Below are 19,925 nucleotides of genomic sequence, written 5' to 3' on the forward strand. Positions count from 1 at the left end.
CTTAAAAAATAAAAAAGACAAAATTTCTTATTTAAATATTGTCATTGAACAAGCAATTATTTTACTTGCCTTTTTATTACAAAATCGTCAGTCGCTCATACAAACAGAGAGAAATTATTTAGATAGTTTTATTAGTTCAATGATTCATACACAATATACTTCTCAAACGGAGCTTATTCAAAAAGCAAAAGTTTTCAAATGGGATATTCATTTTCCAAGTGTTATTTTGCTTATTGATATTAAGAATAGTAACGAAAAAACTAGATTAAGTAATTACTATAAAGCGTTAGATTCAGGAGCGATTACCGAAACGATTGCCAACGTATGCGAAATACCTCACGAAAATATAAAAACTGCATTATATAACAATCAAATCATATGCTTTGTTAGTGTTGCGCTGATAATCGATCTACCAACTAAATTAAAAAGAGCAAGCGAAATTTTTGTCAAATATCTGAAAAAATTTGGACCGGTCAGTGTAAGTATATCTGGAAAATTTTTTAATATGGTAGAAATTTCTCAAGCATACAAAGAGGCGCTTCTGGTTCAAAATATTTATAAAGATGTTTATTCCGAACAGCAATTTATCGAGATTTATAAAGATTTGGGAATCTTTAAGCTCTTTCATTTAATTGAAGACAAGGAATATTTAAACCAGTATATAGAAGAAATATTAGGCGCTGTTATCCGGAATGATCAAAAAAATGATATGAATTTAATTGATACTTTGCAGTCATTAATCACTAACAATATGAACATGAAAAAAAGCTCAGAGGACTTATATATTCATTATAATTCCCTAAGATATCGAGTAAGTAAGTTAAATGAGTTAGGTGTTGAATTATCAAACGGTAGTAAAACGACAGAAATAGCAGTGGCTTTACAACTGCTGAAGTATTTAAATTACAAAATATAGGAGAAACCTAGTAAGGAAATTTAGATTCTTAGTAGGTTTGTATAAAAGTGACAAAATGAAAGCGTTTTTATATCATTTATTTACAATGACATTAGTTTGTGAGGCTGTTATCATTAACTTAGAATCAAAGAACGATGGACTTGCTTGAAAAAATATTGATTTTGAGAGGGTAAAATGCATTGACTACTAAAGGGATAGATATAAAAACATGGCAGCGTTCTGATATTGATGGATTTTTCGGCCTGTTTACTAATAACCTGACTAATCTCTTGGTTATGGCAGGGCTGTTATTAACAGTTGGGATGCCTCCAGAGATTGCTCTGGGAACAATCCTTCCAGCTGTTGGTTTATCAATTTTTGCAAGCAGTGTGATTTATTCAATTATGGCTTATAGACTGGCTGTAAGAGAAAACAGAAATGATGTAACGGCACTGCCTTCGGGTACAAGTGTCACTCATATGTTTTTGATTGTTTATCTTATTATGGGACCTGTTTATCAAGCGACCGGTAATCCGTATGCTGCCTGGTATGCCAGTTTAGCTTGGGGATTTATTGAAGGTGTTATTGAAATGCTTGGCGCTTTATTTGGAGAAAGACTAAGAAAAATCATTCCAAGAGCTGCTATGCTAGGTTCCCTTGCAGGAGCATCTATTACCTTTATTGCGATGACTCCGGCTATGCAAACATTTGACTTGCCTTATATTGGTCTGGTCTCTCTTGCCATTATCTTGATGGGTTGGTTTGGAAAGGTAAACTTTCCATTTAGAATACCAGTCGGCTTAGTCGCCATAATAATCGGGACACTTATCGGATGGGTTTCAGGAAAGATGAACTTCGAACTGCTTGCTGTTTCCTTCAATTCAATCGAGATATCGTTACCAAGCTTTTCTATTAACAGGATTGTAAGCGGATTATCTGAAGCTACGCCGTTCTTAGTTTCAGCTATCCCCTTAGGTATTTATAATATGTTTGAGACAATCGACAATTTAGAAAGCGCTGAAGCTGCTGGCGATAAATATAGCACATTCTGGACGATGAGTGCAGATGGCGCGACCAGTATTCTGGCTAGTTTATTTGGTAGTCCGTTTCCTACAGCAGTTTTTATTGGACATCCAGGTTGGAAGGAAGTGGGTGCACGTATTGGTTATACATTAGCAACAGGAATAGGTCTGCTGGCAATTACTTGGTTCGGCCTTATTTCCCTGCTGCTGAGCATTATTCCTATAGAAGCAATTCTTCCAATACTTATTTATATCGGTTTGGTGATAGGTGCTCAGGCATTTCAAGAAACTGAGAGTAAATATGTACCTGCAGTCATTCTTGCACTTATTCCTTGGCTTGCTGACTGGGGGAGAACAATGATTGAAAATGCCTTGACAGCTGCTGGCACGGATCCGCTTTCAGTAGGTTATGAAGTTATCAGTGATGCTGGTGTTGAATTCAGTGGAATGCTTGTTCTCGGTTCTGGAGCAATAATTATATCTATGCTTTGGGCCAGCTTATTATCTTTTATAATTGACAGAAACTTTAATAAAGCTGCTGTCGTGGCAGTTTTAGGTGCTGTCTTTTCATTTTTTGGCATTATCCATTCTCCAATAGTTGGATTTAATGTGGGAGGTGATATGACACTTAGTTACGCATTTGTAGGTATAATCATTTTGTTAGCAAATTTTATAAAAAATAAAAAATAATGGAGGAACTAACCATGGCAACTTATAAAGTACAAGCAAAACCTTACCAATTTGAATTTGATATTGAAACAACTGCTTTAATGATTATTGATATGCAAAGAGACTTCTTATATTCAGGAGGTTTCGGAGAAAAACTAGGAAATGATGTCTCAGCTACAAATAAAATCATTCCTAATGTTCAACGTGTGTTGGAAGAAGCAAGAGAAAGAGATATGCTTGTGATTCATACGAGAGAAGGACACAGACCAGACCTTACCGATGTTCCAGCTAGCAAATCAAAAAGAGGCGGTGGAATCGGAGAAGAAGGTCCGATGGGAAGAATCTTAATCAGAGGCGAATACGGACACGATATTGTTGATGAACTGCAACCAAAAGAAAACGAAGTCGTTTTAGATAAACCTGGTAAAGGCGCTTTCTACCAAACGGATTTGGAATCTATTTTAAGAAACCGAAATATTAAAACGCTTATCGTGACAGGTGTAACAACACATGTATGCGTTCAGTCTACTATTAGAGAAGCCAACGACAGAGGATATGAGTGCTTAATGTTGGAGGACTGCTGTGCAGCCTTTGATCCAAAAGACCATGAAGACTCAATTCGTATGCTTAACCAACAAGGTGGAATTTTCGGGTGGACGGCGCCATCTACTAGTTTATTAGAAGCATTAAACAATTAATGAAATTGTAGTATAGGAGAGAAAATTATGGAAAATAATAATCAAGGGACCCCTTGGTTTGTTAAAGGGGATATCAATGGATTTTTTGGATTATTCAGTAATGTAATAACAAACTTTTTAGCAGCAATTGGGTTGTTAGCAGCTATTAATATGCCAACTGACATTGTATATGGAAGTATTGTACCTGGGGCTGCTGTTTCTATTGGGCTCGGAGGAATTATATTTGCAATCCAAGCAAGGAGAGCGTCAATTCAACGAAATAACTCAAATGTAACAGCAATGCCGTATGGGCTGAGTGTTCCTCATTATTTTATCGTTGCATTTGGAGTGATGCTGCCTGTCTATGCACAAACTGGAGATTGGGTAGCAGCCTGGTCAACAGGGGTTACATGGAATTTCATACAAGGAATCATAATGACTTTGGGCGCAGTAGTGGGACCATTTATTCAAAAGTACATTCCTAGAAGTGCTTTGTTAGGTTCATTAGCTGGACTGGCATTAACGTATATTGCCATGAATCCTATGGGTGAAATATTCAGTGCTCCGTATATTGGATTACTTACCTTAGTTATTGTTTTAGGTGGATGGGTAGCGCATAAAAAATTACCAGGTAATATTCCTGCAGGGTTGCTTGCTATTATTATCGGAATGTTGTTGGCATGGGCAACAGGATATATGGACATAAATGCAGTACAAGAAGCTGCAAGTGGATTTTCAATTTCCTTACCATCCTTTGCATTTTCTCAGTTAGCACAAGGATTCGCCTATTTATCACCATTCTTGGCAGCGGCTATTCCATTAGCTATTTATGACTTCCTTGAAAGCTTAGATAATATTGAAAGTGCAGAAGTTGGAGGAGATAAATATCCAACTGGTCTGTCATTACTTGTCCCTGGATTATTGACAATTTTGGGTTCATTCTTAGGAAGTGTTTTCCCGACAATTATATATATCGGACACCCTGGCTGGAAAGCAACTGGCGCGAGAGTGGGTTATTCACTTGCCACAGGAGTAGGTGTTTTATTGCTAGCATTTATTGGTTTAATGCCCCTTGTAATGTCGATTATTCCGTTAGTAGCTTTACTGCCAATCTTAGTTTATATTGCTATGTCAATCGGAACGCAAGCATATTCTACAGCGAAGGCAAAGCATCTGCCAGCAATGATACTCGGTTTAATGCCGTTTATCGCAAGCTTTGTTATCTTGCAGGTTGATAATGCTTTAACAGCTGCAGGTACAAGTGCAGGAGAAATTGGATTAAGTGTTTTACAAGATAATGGTGTATATTATGAAGGTTGGAACACCTTGGGATCTTCAGACATTTTGGTGTCTATGATGCTTATTACTATTGTTATCTACTTAATCGAACGCAATTTCAAACTAGCTGCAATTTACGCATTAGTAACAGCTGTTTTATCTTACTTTGGATTTATTCATGTAGGGGAAATCGGTCTTGGGACAGGATTGAGTGCTGCTTTAGGTTATTTGACAATGGCAATAGGTTTATTAGTATTCCATTTCTATAGACATGCTGATGAAAAAGAAGAGTTGGATTTAGATAGTTAGACAGGTGAGTTGATGACAATAGTAATCAATCAGATGGATAATAATCTTTGGGAGTATCTGTATTCTTCTAAAGCTGTAAAGATGAGGGGCAAAGTAATAAGTAAATTCGAAAGAGTCATAAACATCGAATTTACTTATCCCCACTTCTTGGTTGCGTTCGCTTTGGACAGCGTCATATCATCTCCTTACATGATGAAAACAAATAATGTTCAATCGTTTATAGACATAAGAGATTCTGTGAACATAGGAGATAATGTTTATCTTAAAGCCGATCACACATTAATTATTGGCAATTTCGAACTGATCTATACACAGGCTCGTAGATGGAATAGTCATTTACCAGAAGTACGCAGAGATCACCAATATATAAATAATAACTATTGCTTTTTGAAAGATTATTTGACTGATTATGGAAAACCTAAAGGAATACGAAATGCTTATTTATTTTTGGAAGAAAAAATAAATAATACTCAAATTGAAACGGCATATGATAATTTTTTCATGGAATTGTTATATAAACTTGATAATGAACTATCTTATGAAAATATAAAACAGTTTATGGGACTGGGAGTAGGTCTGACTCCATCCGGAGATGACTTTATAACAGGTTTACTCGCAGTTTTATATTGTTATGCGCCGGAAAGTCTGGAAGTGAAAAAAATCTTCCATTCATTCAAGATGAATGACTTCCAAAGTAAGACAACTACAATCAGTTTTTATATGATTAGGCATATCCTACAAGGTAGAGTCAATGCTGCTTTACGTGATTATTTATTGTTTAATCACGAGGACAGCTTTGTACACAAACAATCTGCTGATAGTGTATTGGAAATCGGATCGACATCAGGAACAGATATGTTAGTTGGCGTCTGTTTTGGGTTGAGATATTTACAAAAAAAGTAAAAGGGGAGAACGAAGTGGAAATTAAAGTTTTAATTGAGAAAAATGCCTATCATGATTCAGTTACATTAATGTCACTCTCGGGAAAAATTTTGCAGCAAGAAGGCGTAGTTGACGCAGTTGTTTCTATGGCTACTGAAATGAATAAAGATTTACTGGAAAACGTAGGTATGATGACAGAAGAAGCAAAGTCTGCAACTGAGAATGACCTGATAATAGCTGTTAAGACAGAAAACGAAGAGATTTTAAATGATACTTTAAGTTATGCGGATGAGCAGCTAAACTCCAAAAAAACGTCTAAGAATAAAAAAGGTAATGAAGCTGTTACTACATTTAATGCAGCGTTGAATGCATTACCTGAAGCCAATATGGCAGTTATCTCTGTTCCAGGAGAATACGCCGCGAGAGAAGCCAGACAAGCACTTAACCAAGGTCTCAACGTTATGCTGTTTAGTGACAATGTAACGATTGAAGAAGAAAGAGAATTAAAAGAACTGGGTACCGAAAAGAATTTACTTGTTATGGGACCCGATTGTGGAACTGCAATCATAAATCAAATAGGCTTATGTTTCGCAAATGAAGTTAAACAAGGTGGGATTGGTCTCGTAGCTGCCTCTGGAACGGGTTTACAGGAAGTAGCTGTTCAAATTGATCGTATGGGTTATGGCATTACTCAGGCAATTGGTACGGGCGGAAGAGACTTACATGAGAAAATCGGTGGCATAATGATGCTTGAAGGATTAAGACTCTTAGATGAAGATGAAAACACAAAAGTCATCACCTTAATATCTAAACCACCTGCAAAATCGGTACAAGACAAAATTTTAAAGAAAGTTCAAGAAGTATCAAAACCCGTTGTTGTCTGTTTCTTAGATGGAGATAGAGAAGCTGTTGAAGAATCAGGAGCAACATTTACTCCAACCTTAATCGAAGCTGCTCGTCAGTCTGTTTTAGCATTAGATGACAGTGCAGTATTCAATACGGACTTAAGTGTAGAAGAACGAGAAGAAATTAAACGAGAATTTGAGAAATTGAATGATTCTCAATCTTTTGTAAAAGGATTATTCTGTGGAGGAACACTGACTGCAGAAGCTCTGTCCATCTTACGAGAAGAAGTTCAGGGAATTAAAAGTAATGTGGCTAAACATGAGGATGAAAAACTTACAGATACTTCAGTAAGCGAAAGTCACATGCTACTTGATATGGGTGATGATGAATTTACTAAAGGAAAACCACATCCAATGATTGAACCAAACTTAAGAAATGAACGTATCATTAAAGAGGCTGAAAATCCGAATACTGCCGTTCTATTACTAGACTTTGAAATTGGATACGGTTCTCATGAAAATCCAGTTGGTGAATCTCTGGAAACACTTATTAAAGCCAAAAAGATTGCTGAGGAAAATAATCGTTACCTCCCTATTGTTGCTTATGTCTGTGGTACTGATAATGATAAACAAGGTTTGGCAGAACAAGAGAATAAACTAAGAGAAATTGGTGTTTTTATCGCAAACAGTAATGAAATGGCAAGTAAAACAGCGGGTATGATTGCAAATAAGGAGGTCAATTAAGTGAGTAACAACAAAGAAATATTAAACGGAGATTTACGTGTTATTAATATTGGGACACCTAAATTCAAACAAGATTTAGATTTACAAAATGTAGAATCTGTTCAATTTGATTGGAGACCACCTGCTGGAGGAAATTCAAAGTTACTTGATGCGCTTGATTTTTTACAAAACAAAGAAGAAATAAACGAAGCAAATCAAAAAACTATTCAATTGATAAAAGATGCTCATCCATTTTTAGTAGACATTGATCAAGCTATTAATATCATTCCTGGTATGCACAAAAAGTTAATATTACACTCTGGCCCTCCAATTGAATGGAAAGAAATGGCTGAACCGGTAAAAGGCGCAATTATTGGTGCGCTAATGTATGAAGGGTTGGCTTCTAATCAAGAAGAGGCTAACGAACTAGCAGAATCAGGAGAAATTGAATTTGCTCCTGCCCACAAACATGATGCAGTAGGACCTATGGCAGGCATTATTTCGCCTTCTATGCCAGTTCACGTGGTTGAAAACAGGACACACGGAAACAAAGCCTTCTGTACGGTTAATGAAGGTTTAGGAAAAGTGTTGCGTTTTGGAGCGAATTCTGAAGAAGTTATCAATCGATTGAAATGGATTGAAGAGACTTTTGCACCAGCTCTTAAAAAAGCACTAGCTTTAACAGACGGTATTGATTTGAAATCAATCACGTCTCAGGCTCTTCATATGGGAGACGAATGCCACAATAGAAATAAAGCTTCTACCAGCTTGTTCTATCGTGAAATTATTGACTATTTCCTGCAGACTGATTTAAGTAAGGAAGAATTAAGAGGTGTCACTAAATTCATCCGTGAAAATGAACACTACTTCTTGAACTTATCTATGCCTGCCAGCAAATCGGCATTGGATGCTGCACATGGTGTGAAATATTCTACTGTCGTTACAACTATGGCCAGAAATGGTGTTGAATTTGGGATTCGTATCAGTGGTTTGGATAAAGATCAATGGTTTACAGCACCTGCCAACTTTGTTAAAGGCATGTTCTTTCCAGGTTATACTGAAGAGGATGCAAATCCGGACTTAGGAGACAGTGCTATTACAGAAACAATGGGTATTGGTGGATTTGCAATGGGAGCTTCACCAGCTATTGTGCAGTTTGTTGGAGGAGAAGTTCAGGACGCTATTAATTACAGCGAGCAAATGTATGAAATCACAATAGGAGAAAACAGCAATTACTCAATACCGACATTAAACTTCCGAGGGGGAGCTTACGGTATTGATATTAGGAAAGTTATTGAAACAAGTATTCTTCCAGTAATTAATACCGGTATGGCTCATAAAAAAGCTGGTATTGGTCAAATTGGAGCAGGTATAGTTCATCCTCCTTTTGAATGTTTTGAAAAAGCTATTACTGCGTTTGTTGATATGTACAAGGAGGGGCAATAATGAGTAAAATCCTTATTGCCCTAGGTGGTAATGCTTTGGGAAACAATGCAGAGGAACAAAAAAGTCTAGCTAAGAATGCAGCTGTAGCCATTGTCGACATGATTGAACAAGGTCATGAAGTGACTCTATCTCATGGTAATGGTCCTCAAGTGGGTGCGATTAACTTAGCATTTAAAGACTATGCAAAATCAAAAGGAGACTTGGCCTATAGTATGCCATTCCCAGAATCCGGGGCAATGAGCCAAGGATATATTGGTTATCATTTACAAAATGCATTGAGAACGGAATTATTAAATAGAGGTATTGAAAAATCAGTTGTGTCATTAGTTACACAAGTTGTAGTGGATAAGAAAGATGAAGCATTTAAGAACCCTACAAAGCCGATTGGTCCTTTTTACTCAAAAGAAGAAGCAAAGAAACTTTCAGACTTTTCCGGTGATCAATATATCGAAGATTCAGGCAGGGGATATAGAAAAGTTATTCCTTCTCCAGAGCCAATTAAAGTAGTAGAGTCCAACATGATGAAAGAGCTCGTGAACAATGGACATATTGTTATTGGAGCAGGCGGTGGTGGTATTCCTGTCGTTGAAGAACAAAATGAATTGATTGGTATAGAAGCAGTTATTGATAAAGACAAAGCTAGTGAAAAACTAGCTGAAGAATTAGATGTAGACTTCTTCTTTATTTTAACTGCAGTAGAAAGAGTAGCTATAAATTTTGGTAGATCAAACCAAAAAGAATTAGAAGACTTGAGTGTCGAACAAGCAAGAAGATATATAAAAGAAGGTCATTTTCCGGCTGGAAGTATGCTACCTAAAGTAGAGGCTGCTATTAAATTCGTTGAATCAAAACCGGGTAGAAAAGCAATTATTTCGTCCCTGGAAAAAGCTAAAGAGGCTGTTTTAGGGAAAACGGGGACAGTTCTTCATAGTGGTTCTGTTGCAAAGTTTTAAATAAAGAATAAAATCCCTTACGGTATCTATGATTTAAGCTGGGATTCCCAATAATACCTTGATTTCAGTACAGACCGAAAACCCGAAGAGAGTGCCTTCTTTTCGGGTTTTCTTATATAATCCTCGAATGGCTTCCATGCCTTTAATCGTGGTAGAGGCAGTGCGTAAACTTCGATAGAATTTATTGCGTCTCTTTACTGGACGATGGTCTTGTTCAATCAAATTATTCAGGTATTTAATGGTACGATGTTCTGTCCCTTGATAAAAGCCGTATTCTTTTAGTTTCTTAAAGGCACTTGTAATAGAGGGGGCTTTATCTGTGACTACAACCTTCGGTTCATCAAACTGCTTCACTAACCGCTTAAGAAAAGCATAGGCTGCTTGTGTGTCCCGTTTTTTACGTAACCAAATATCCAAGGTTAAACCATCTGCATCGATGGCTCGATACAAATAATGCCATTTTCCTTTAATTTTGATGTACGTTTCATCCATTTTCCATGAATAAAAGGATTTTTTATTTTTCTTTTTCCAAATTTGATAGAGTAGTTTGCCATATTCTTGCACCCAACGATAAATCGTCGTATGAGAAACGTTAATGCCACGATCATATAAGATTTCTTGAACTTCACGATAGCTAAGGTTATAACGAAGATAGTAGCCCACGGCTACAATAATCACATCCTGCTGAAATTGCTTTCCTTTAAAATGACTCATCGTCATTCCTCCTGCTATCTTTTTCTATTATTCTACCTTATCTGATAGTAGATTTAAAACTTTGCAACAAAACCGATTACGACAATTATTAAATAAAAAATTCATTGAAAGCGTTGACAACTATTTAGTTTAACGTTAAACTACTGATGAAGTTGAATGTTAAACTAAAGGGAGGAAAGCTTCATGAAGAAAAGCAAGATGTTAGTGATGTTAGCAACATTTTTGATGGCTGGGGGATTAGCGGCATGTGGAAATGGTAGTCAGGGCGGAAGTGCTGGAGGTACGACAGATACAAAAGAAGATAAGGGAATGGAAGTTCTTGGTGATCAAGTAAAATTCGATCCCAATAAGTTAGTAAACGACGGAAAACCGATTGATATTGAATATTGGACATGGAATGAAGGCGATCCAGCGATTGCAATGGCAAAAGAATATGAAAAAATTTATCCTAATGTCTCTATTAAAGTCGTGAACCATCCGTGGGAGGATTATTGGACTAAGTTACCTTTGGCTTTGAAAGGAAAAAATGGCCCTGCGGTTTTCAATATCCACAATTCTCAACATGATTTATTGATCCCTTATTTACAACCATATGATATCGATTTAGAAGATTTAAAGGCAGACTTTACGTCGGTAGATCCTCACGTGATCGATGACAAAGTTTACTATATCGACAGCATGATCAACACGGGTAACATTTACTACAACAAAAAATTATGGGCAGAAGCTGGGTTAACTGATCAGGATATCCCTAAAACATGGGATCAATTCCGGGAAGTTGCTAAAAAACTAACGAAAAAAGATGGCGATAAAATCACACAAGCCGGATTCAACTGGAATGGTGAAACTTACAGTGCGATCTATCAAGGCTTGAATTATCAAAAAGGTGAGTTGCTTTTCAAAGATGATGGCAAAGTCGCAAACTACGATAATGACACTACCAAAGAAAACTTGCAATTTTTACTTGATTTGTATGAAAAAGACCAAGTCGGCTCAAAAGATTTTGGAGCAGACTCTTCCCAAAGTTTTGGCAATGGTCAATCTGCGATGGTTTATAAATGGGGATTCTATTTAAATGAATTGAATACTAATTATCCTGATATCGAATTTGGTGTATTTGCAACACCAACTCCGGATGAATCGGTGCCAATGGCTTATGACCGTTACAATGGTGAAAGCACACCAGGAATCAATAAGAATCAAACAGAAGAACAGCAAGCGGTAGCACAAGATTTTCTAAGATACTGTCTGGCTAATGATGAATATTCAAAAGCGGGCGCGCTATCTCTTGCTTCTTTCCCAACCAAGAAATCTTTAGCGGATAATGCTGAAATTCTGGATAATCCAATATTGAAGGTAATCGCACCGCGAGTAGATCGCTTGATTTGGCCTGGTCCATTTCCAGCAACAATTGAAACTACAGGTACAAAGACCATGGAAGATGTTTTATTTAACGGAAAAGATTTAGATGGTGCGTTAAAATCCGGTCAGCAACAAATGGAAAAAGATATGCGGGATACGGATTTTGTTTCACTGGAAAATACTTATAAATTTATTGATGAAGCAAATTAATCGGTAATTTCAGGGATGCGGCATGACAAAGTAATCTATCGTTGAGCTTCGACGATAGGAAAGCTCATGTCGCAATCCCTAATAAAAAAGAGGGGTGAGTCACTATGGAAACAATAAAACCTAAACGCTCTTTTATCAATTTGAAGAATATCGCGGTCTTGTTATTAGTTGTGTATTTTGCTATTTTTTTGGTTTATCCCATCTATAAAGCATTTGCGGGGAGCTTACATGACTGGAATCCTCTGATTGATAAATATAACTTCGTAGGATTGGAAAATTTTAAAAAGGTGCTGACAAGCGGACTTTTTTGGAAGTCAATGGGAAATACAATGGTGTTTGCTTTTTTCGCAGTAGTTTTTCGGATCGTTTTTGGTTTAGGCTTAGCACTGCTTTTATCTTCAAGGTTAACAAAAGTCAAAACCCTTTTTCAAGGCTTATTTTATATGCCGACCATTACACCATTAGTGGCAGTTTCCTTTGTTTGGATGTGGATGTTCGATCCACAATTTGGTTTGATAAATAAAGTATTCAATTTGGATATCAACTGGCTGAAGGATTCTCAATGGGCATTACCGGCAATCATTATCATGACAATTTGGAAAGATTTCGGTTATGCAACGGTTTTATTTTTAGGTGGTTTAATGGGCCTTCCAGAAGATGTTTTTGAAGCTTCTAAAATCGATGGGGCTACTAGCTGGCAGACTTTTTGGCGGATTACGTTACCGCTTTTGAAACCGACAACGCTTTTTGTTGTTATTACATCGCTGATCACTTATTTGCAAGCATATATCCAGATCTTAATCATGACAAATGGAGGCCCCGGAACATCTACATATGTTATTTCGTATTTGATTTTTGATGAGGCCTTTGTAAAATACAATTTTGGGACAGCTTCAGCGATGGCGATTATTTTGTTTGTTATTATCGGGATTTTAACGATCATCATGTTTAAAGTCACAGGTGAAAGGAATGAAGCATAATGGAAAAAGTGAAATCTCTGGTGTTGAATATATTTTTATTAGTATTGGCATTGATCACGATCATTCCTTTTATCTGGATGCTGCTTTCCGCTTTTGCGCCTAACAGTGAGATCGTAAAAATAGGCGGAGGATTATTTCCTACACCTTCGACTTTGGCAAACTTTACCGGCGTTCAGGAAAAATTCGATTTTATGAGGATGTTCTTTAACAGCTTGTTCGTTGCTGTTTTAACGACTGCAATCATTATTTACACTAGTGCTTTGATGGGGTTCGTTTTTTCAAAATTTCATTTTAAAGGGAAGAATCTTTTATTTGGTGTTGTCTTGAGTACGATGATGCTGCCATGGGCAGTGACGATCATTCCTAAATACGAAATGATGGTGGACTTTGGTTGGTTGAATACCTATAAATCACTGATTATACCCTCGATGGTCAGTGGATTCGGAATATTTATGTTTCGACAGTCTATCTCACAAATTTCTGATGAATTATTAGAAGCGGCACGAGTGGACGGAGCCTCCGATTTTTATATCTTTCATCGAATCATCTTGCCGATGTCCAGAAATGCTATCTCCAGTTTGGCGATTTTTCAATTTCTTTGGAGTTGGGAAGACTTCTTGTGGCCATATTTGATGATTGATGATCAATCGAAACAACTGCTTTCTGTAGGGTTGCGTTTGTTTAATGGACAGTATGGAACAGATTATGGTGGTCTTTTTGCTGCCACATCTATCTCCATCATTCCTGTTATCGTGATCTATATTGCTTTCCAAAAACGGTTCATTGCCGGTGTGGCTAGCGGTTCGATTAAGTAATTGAACATTTTGGATAATCAGATATAATTACTTTAGCACCACCTGAAAGGACGATGAGAATGAAAATTACGATAAAAAAAATTGCTGAAGAAGCAGGCGTTAGTGTAACTACGGTTTCTAACGTTATCAATAACAAAGCTCATCGCGTTTCAGATGATAAACGTGAACTTATCGAATCGATTATCAAAAAATATAATTATTCACCAAATATGAATGCACGTGCTTTGGTTCAATCATCCTCTCGCTTGATTGGTCTGTTGTATTTCTCACAAACTCCTCGATTGGATTTTACTGATCCTTTTGTTGCCGAAGTATTAGAAGGAATCGAGCGGATTACAAAACCTAATGGATTTTTTACGTTGGTCCATAAAGTAACTTCACAAAAGGATATTGAAATGATTCAAAAAAACTGGCGTTTTGACGGCTTTATTGCTGTCGGCTTCAGCCAGCCGCTTTTTGAAGAGGTCAATAAAAGTATCCATGTCCCTATTATTTTTGTTGATACTCATTTGGATGAAAAAATATATTCCCGACTTGAAGTATATCCTAACCGCTATTTTCTAAATACTGATGACTCTCATGCTGCGCTAATGGCCACAGAGTATCTGATCGCAAACGGACATAAAGATATTGCTTTTCTTTCTTATGGCTTTGATATTCACCAAACTAGCGTTGTACAACAACGCTATCTCGGCTATCTGGATGCGCTGAAGAAAGCAAAATTATCTGTCAAAAATGATTTGGCGTATACCCACAATGACTTTGAAGATATGTTGACAGATAAAGACCATTATTCTGCTGTGCTGGTTACCGCTGACTATCTGGCAATCCGTTTTCTATATTTTTTAAGAAAGCATCAAGCTTATTCTGCAGAAAAACTGTCGCTGATTGGTTTTGATGATATAAAATACGCAGAGTTCACGGATCCGCCATTAACGACAGTGAAGCTGGATCAACTACGAAAAGGTATGATGGCGATGCAGATGTTAGTTGATATCATTGATCATAAGAAGGAAGTAGCACAGTTGACGAATCTATCAGGGAAATTAAAAATTAGAGAAACTGTAAAAAAAATCAAATAATGATTCGTCTAATGTGTATCTGCTTAGAAAACTAACAAAACAGCCAGAAAACATTATGACAATCGTTTATTAAAATTACCGATCCCTGCTTCATAATTGAATGCTAGGGATTTATTTAAAAGAATTTAGTTTAACGTTAAACCGCAAAGCTTGCGAGTTCTCTTCTGTGGTGATAACCAAGAATATCGTGTTGAAATAAAGATATCAAGATGAGGTGTTTTAAATGGTTCAAACAATTGTTCAAGGAGAAAAATATCGCTTTTCGCTATTAACAGAAAAGCTTTTACGACTGGAGTATTCTGAAAAAGGCATTTTTACAGATAGCCAGACTCAAGTCGTTATAAACAGAGATTTTGAAGAGGTCCCCTATCAGCTTGTTGAAAGAGAAGATATGATCGAGATCATCACCACCAGCTATCATCTCCATTATCATAAGAATCAGGAATTTAATAATAAAAGTTTGACGATCGATTTTTCTTACAACTTTACTGAGTACCATAATCAGTGGCGCTTTGGGGAAGAAGCAGAAAATTTAAAGGGAACGATTAGGACAGTGGATGAAATTGACGGTGCTGTTCCGTTAGAGGATGGGATTCTTAGTCGAAATGGATTTAGCATTTTGGATGACTCGGCATCCTTATTAGTAGATAAAAACGGTGATCCTCATCCAAGGAGTGATTCGGGAAAAGATGTCTATGTATTCGCCTATGGGCATGATTACCAAGAAGCGCTGAAGGACTATTTTCATTTGACGGGTCATCCTCCAAAGTTGCCTAGATATGCATTGGGGAATTGGTGGAGCAGGTATTGGAAATATACTGAATCGGAATATCGGGACTTGATCACACGTTTTGAAAAAAAAGAGATTCCACTTTCTGTGGCAGTACTGGATATGGACTGGCATCTGACTGATATTCCGGAAAAATATGGCAGTGGTTGGACAGGATATACATGGAATCGTGAGCTTTTTCCAGATCCAGAAGAATTTTTGAATTGGCTTCATCAACGGGGATTGGCTGTAACTTTAAATGTACATCCAGCTGATGGAATCAGAGGGTTTGAAGAACAATATCCAATTGTTGCTAAAAGACTGAATTTGGCTTCGGAGATTCAAGAGCCGGCAAAGTTCGATTTCAATAATCCGGAATTCAGAAAGGTTTATTTTGAAGAAATCAACCATCCATTGGAAAAAATTGGAGTCGATTTTTGGTGGCTGGATTGGCAGCAAGGAGAACAGAGCAGTATTCCTGGTCTTGATCCATTGTGGACATTGAATCACTATCATATTTTAGATATGAAGAAACGGGGGAAAGATCCAGTGATTTTGTCCCGTTTCGCTGGACCAGGAAGTCATCGTTATCCAATTGGATTTTCTGGCGATTCAATCGTGACCTGGCGCTCATTGGCCTTTCAACCTTATATGACTGCGACCGCAAGTAATATCGGCTATACTTGGTGGAGCCATGATATAGGTGGACACATGCACGGTTACAAAGATGAAGAGCTGGCATTGCGCTGGGTCCAATTTGGGGTGTTCAGTCCGATCAATCGGCTTCACAGTTCCAGCAGTCCTTTCTTCAGTAAAGAACCCTGGATCTATGGAATGGATATCGAGAAGAACATGATCCGATTTTTACAGCTGCGTCATGAGTTAATCCCATATCTTTACACAATGAATGTTTTGACTGCCGAGAAGGGACTGCCACTTGTTCGTCCGCTTTACTATGATTATCCTGAAGAAGACAATGCGTACACTTACAAAGACGAATACTTTTTTGGATCAGAGTTATTAGTCAGTCCTATTATAAAACCTGAAAATAAAAAACTTCATTTATCAGAAAATCGCCTGTATCTTCCTGAAGGGGATTGGTATGATCTTTTTACAAATTTGCGCTATTCCGGAAATGTTGAATTGTCTGTTTATCGCTCCTTAGATTCGATCCCTGTTTTTGTAAAGGCGGGTGGAATCATTCCTTTTGACGGAGATCTCAAAAAAACTAACAGTGAAGAGTTGCCACTACGTTTACAGTGGAAGATTTTTCCCGGAAAAAGCAATCACTTTGAGCTGATTGAAGAAAAAGATGGAAACCGAGCAGTTACAACGATACGCTTGGATTATGAACAAAAAGTCGTTACAATTATGGTAGAAGATCCAAATCAGGTTCTGCCTTCTGAAAGAGAACATTTATTGACTTTTTGCGGAACTGAGATGTTTGAACCAAAAGGTGATTTGGGACAGACTTTACCTTTTGATTTAAAGTTATCTGAAAGAAGTTTCTTGATCGACGCAGCTTTTTCTAATGCTATAACAATTAACGTAGAAGGGTTTCAGCCAGTTCAAACACAGGTTATTCGCGATAAATTTTTTGATCTCCTAAATAAGGCAGAAATTCCATTTTCCGAAAAGGAACGGATCTGGTGCTATTTCAAAGAAACTACTGACGGCTTCAAGCTGACAGCTTTCTTACAGCAGATTGAAAACGAAGATCTACGAAATGCTTTGTATGAATTAATTTATATCCAAAGAAGTTAGAATTATACTAGCAGAAAAGAGAATCTCCCAGTATCCTAAAAGTAGGATCGAGATTCTCTTTTCCGATATACTGACTTAGGTTCACACATAAACTGATCTCACATCAAAAGGAGAATATGCATGAAGATTTCTTTAAATGATTACACAAAAGAAGAACTGGAAAAAGCGGAAAGTATCTTATTCAATGGAAACGGATTTATTGGGGTGCGGGGGAATTTGGAAGAGGCCTATTATGATTTTTTCGCTACTAATCGTGAAACGTAACTGAATGGTTTTTATGAAACAAAAACCATTTCTTATCCGGAAAAAATGGCGGGTTTTACCCCGACAGGAGAAACGATGATCAGCGTAGTAGACGGACAGACGACCTTGATCAAAATCGGTGATGAAGCTTTTCGGATCGATCAAGGTGTCAAGGGCCATAATAAAATGTTGGTTTTGGGCCATTGAAATTGTAGGTAGTTTTCTCTTTATCGTTTCGTTTCTTTTCCTTTCGTTTCACTATAACTTTTCATTCGATAGGAAGGTCCTGTAATTTGAATAATTTTAGAATGATGGACCAATCGGTCCAATAAAGCATTAGTCAATTTCTTATTACCAAAAATTTCGGACCATTGAGACAGAGGAATATTCGTTGTAATAATCGTTGATTTTCTTTCGTATCGCATATTAATTAGTTGAAACAGTAAGTTAGATCCTTCTTTTGAGAAGGGGAGATACCCGACTTCATCAATAATTAATACAGAATAGCTCGCATATTTTTTGAGCATGGTATCACTTGTCCCACGTTTATGTGCCCGGATAAGTCGATTAACCAGTTCTGTACTAGTGATAAATAAACAGCTCTGTCCTCTATCAATACACTCTAAACCAATTGAAACGGCTAAATGGGTTTTTCCAACACCGCTATTTCCAATGAATAAAAGGTTGTCATACGTGTCTAAAAAGCGTAATGTCACTAAATCTTGAATTTCACTTTTTTTGATTTTGGGTTGAAAATCAAAGTTAAAATCATGAAGGCGTTTATGATAGGGAAACATTGCCCGTTTTAAAATTTTTCTTTGGGTCTCCTTTCTACGATAGCTAATTTCTTGATGTGTTAATTCAAATAAAGAATCAACTAGAGATTGTTCATTTTTAGCTACTTCATCTAAATGGGCAGGTAAAATTTCTTTGATACAGGTAAGATTTAAATCTGATAATTGATTTAATAACTGATGGTAATTTGACATATGAGCCTCCTTATAATTCATCGTAAGCATCTAAATTTTCTTCTACAAAGCGCTCCAACTCTTCGTCTTCTAAGTATTTGAAGACATCAGATCGAAGAATCTCAAGAGAGTCATCACGTTGATAATTTAAGGTTTTTTTGCTTAATGGGTGCGAGCGAATACATTGATGGCCATACCAAATGAATAGACTGTCCTTACGGACATCTAAAGTTACCTCTTTACCAATATATTTCACGGGAACAGAATACTTTGAGTTTTGATATTGGACCATGGATTCAATGGAAACTTTTCTAATTACGTGTTGGGTTCTAGAAACATATCTGACTAATTCTAAACGATTGAAAGGACGCAACACCGATTGTTCATCTATAAGAAGCTTAGAGGGATGATTATTCACTGCTTGAGAACGTTCATTATTTAAGTCATTCATAAACTCATAGACGATTCGTTTTAGCTCCTGCTCATTTTCAAACTCGTAGTTAAAGACCATTAAGCGGTTAACAGTACGAGCTAAAGCTTCAACTTTGCCTTTGGTTTGTGGACGAAAAGGGCGACAAGCAATCGGATTGAATCCAGCATCTTTAGCAAATTGACGAAATTTTTCGTTAAAAACGGTTTGACTAAATTGGCTTTTACTTCTATCAACAACTGTTTTCATATTGTCAAACCAAATTTCTTGAGGAACACCATTCCCGCAGTACTCAAACGCATTGACCAAACAATTGAAGACATTCGCTTGGGTTCGATCAAAGGTTACCTCTAAGTATTTCATGCGAGAATAGCCTAGAATATATAGAAAAAGATTGAAGTAAAAGACTTCACCATGTTTACTCACCATCTTAATATTTTCTTTCCAATCGACTTGAGCAGAAAGACCTGGCGTCGTTTCAATTCGAATGGTTGCTTTTTTTACACGCTTTTCTCGATAGTTCCGACAATATCGTTTGACGGTGGTATAGCCACCTTGATATCCTTTTTTCTTAATAAAATAATAAATTGAAGAAGCGGAACAGCTTAACTCCATTTTATCTTTAATAATTTCTTCAAAACCGCTTAATAAAAGAGGAGCAGAAGATTGTCTCTTTTTGATCTGTTCTACTTCCCCTTTAGTTCCAGCTTCATAGTAACGCTTGACTGTTCGGTAATCACAATTATATTGCTTGGCCATGGCTGCATAGTTAGGTTGAATATCGTTCATAATGTGTCGTAAGACTCCTTCTAAGACATCTTTTCGCATGAGTCACTCTCCTTGAATGGTTTCATGAAAAAGAATATCAGATTTTAAATCTAACCTACAT

17 protein-coding genes are annotated in these 19,925 nt (G+C 36.9%); 14 read left to right on the forward strand and 3 right to left on the reverse strand.

Annotated features, from left to right (window positions below; genetic code table 11):
- The 8 genes from IGJ45_RS16650 to arcC all read left to right on the forward strand — a co-directional run.
- A partial coding sequence (locus tag IGJ45_RS16650; protein WP_438768774.1) for a PucR family transcriptional regulator occupies window positions 1-916 on the forward strand: 916 nt, incomplete at its 5' end.
- Window positions 917-1,095: 179 nt separating this feature from the next.
- Window positions 1,096-2,607: a hypothetical protein gene (locus IGJ45_RS16655; protein WP_216661570.1), complete on the forward strand. Its 1,512-nt coding sequence runs from the start codon at window positions 1,096-1,098 to the stop codon at window positions 2,605-2,607.
- A gap of 14 nt (window positions 2,608-2,621) precedes the next feature.
- On the forward strand, window positions 2,622-3,284 hold the full coding sequence (locus IGJ45_RS16660) for a cysteine hydrolase family protein (protein WP_171918227.1): 663 nt from the start codon (window positions 2,622-2,624) through the stop codon (window positions 3,282-3,284).
- A gap of 27 nt (window positions 3,285-3,311) precedes the next feature.
- Window positions 3,312-4,850, forward strand: a complete 1,539-nt coding sequence (locus tag IGJ45_RS16665; protein ID WP_171918228.1) for a xanthine permease — start codon at window positions 3,312-3,314, stop codon at window positions 4,848-4,850.
- A gap of 12 nt (window positions 4,851-4,862) precedes the next feature.
- Complete coding sequence (locus IGJ45_RS16670) at window positions 4,863-5,753, forward strand: DUF2877 domain-containing protein (protein WP_171918229.1); 891 nt, start codon at window positions 4,863-4,865, stop codon at window positions 5,751-5,753.
- 14 nt (window positions 5,754-5,767) lie between these two features.
- Entirely contained in the window at window positions 5,768-7,321 is a 1,554-nt protein-coding gene (gene fdrA / locus IGJ45_RS16675) for an acyl-CoA synthetase FdrA (protein WP_171918230.1), read from the forward strand.
- Window positions 7,322-8,746, forward strand: coding sequence for an oxamate carbamoyltransferase subunit AllG family protein (locus IGJ45_RS16680; RefSeq protein WP_428208024.1), 1,425 nt, complete (start codon window positions 7,322-7,324; stop codon window positions 8,744-8,746).
- Window positions 8,746-9,699, forward strand: a complete 954-nt coding sequence (gene arcC / locus IGJ45_RS16685) for a carbamate kinase (RefSeq protein ID WP_438768775.1) — start codon at window positions 8,746-8,748, stop codon at window positions 9,697-9,699. Before IGJ45_RS16680 ends, arcC begins: the two co-directional genes overlap by 1 nt.
- Before the next feature lie 33 nt (window positions 9,700-9,732).
- Here arcC and IGJ45_RS16690 read toward each other — a convergent pair whose 3' ends face one another.
- Window positions 9,733-10,413 (reverse strand): IS6-like element IS1216 family transposase, encoded by a 681-nt coding sequence (locus tag IGJ45_RS16690; protein ID WP_002331383.1) that lies wholly within the window; start codon window positions 10,411-10,413, stop codon window positions 9,733-9,735.
- A gap of 183 nt (window positions 10,414-10,596) precedes the next feature.
- Here IGJ45_RS16690 and IGJ45_RS16695 point away from each other — a divergent pair, with 183 nt between their 5' ends.
- The 6 genes from IGJ45_RS16695 to IGJ45_RS16720 all read left to right on the forward strand — a co-directional run bounded on the left by IGJ45_RS16695 (window position 10,597) and on the right by IGJ45_RS16720 (window position 17,659).
- Entirely contained in the window at window positions 10,597-11,985 is a 1,389-nt protein-coding gene (locus IGJ45_RS16695) for an extracellular solute-binding protein (RefSeq protein WP_142972103.1), read from the forward strand.
- A 104-nt stretch (window positions 11,986-12,089) separates the two neighbouring features.
- Window positions 12,090-12,965, forward strand: coding sequence for a carbohydrate ABC transporter permease (locus IGJ45_RS16700; RefSeq protein ID WP_142972104.1), 876 nt, complete (start codon window positions 12,090-12,092; stop codon window positions 12,963-12,965).
- The gene (locus IGJ45_RS16705; RefSeq protein WP_122647275.1) at window positions 12,965-13,780 is read left to right on the forward strand and encodes a carbohydrate ABC transporter permease; all 816 of its coding nucleotides are present in this window, start codon (window positions 12,965-12,967) and stop codon (window positions 13,778-13,780) included. Before IGJ45_RS16700 ends, IGJ45_RS16705 begins: the two co-directional genes overlap by 1 nt.
- Window positions 13,781-13,839: 59 nt before the next feature.
- Entirely contained in the window at window positions 13,840-14,862 is a 1,023-nt protein-coding gene (locus IGJ45_RS16710; RefSeq protein WP_171918276.1) for a LacI family DNA-binding transcriptional regulator, read from the forward strand.
- 223 nt (window positions 14,863-15,085) lie between these two features.
- Window positions 15,086-17,395 (forward strand): glycoside hydrolase family 31 protein, encoded by a 2,310-nt coding sequence (locus IGJ45_RS16715; RefSeq protein WP_171918277.1) that lies wholly within the window; start codon window positions 15,086-15,088, stop codon window positions 17,393-17,395.
- A 120-nt stretch (window positions 17,396-17,515) separates the two neighbouring features.
- On the forward strand, window positions 17,516-17,659 hold the full coding sequence (locus IGJ45_RS16720) for a hypothetical protein (protein ID WP_171918278.1): 144 nt from the start codon (window positions 17,516-17,518) through the stop codon (window positions 17,657-17,659).
- Window positions 17,660-17,865: 206 nt separating this feature from the next.
- Here the strand turns inward: IGJ45_RS16720 and istB are convergent, their stop codons facing one another.
- On the reverse strand, window positions 17,866-18,627 hold the full coding sequence (gene istB, locus IGJ45_RS16725; RefSeq protein ID WP_003129321.1) for an IS21-like element helper ATPase IstB: 762 nt from the start codon (window positions 18,625-18,627) through the stop codon (window positions 17,866-17,868).
- Window positions 18,628-18,637: 10 nt separating this feature from the next.
- A complete protein-coding gene (gene istA, locus IGJ45_RS16730; protein ID WP_005237732.1) occupies window positions 18,638-19,864 on the reverse strand; it encodes an IS21 family transposase in 1,227 nt (408 codons plus the stop codon).
- Window positions 19,865-19,925: the final 61 nt, after the last annotated feature.

Source organism: Enterococcus sp. DIV0574 (assembly GCF_051711125.1).
GTDB lineage: Bacteria > Bacillota > Bacilli > Lactobacillales > Enterococcaceae > Enterococcus_D > Enterococcus_D gallinarum.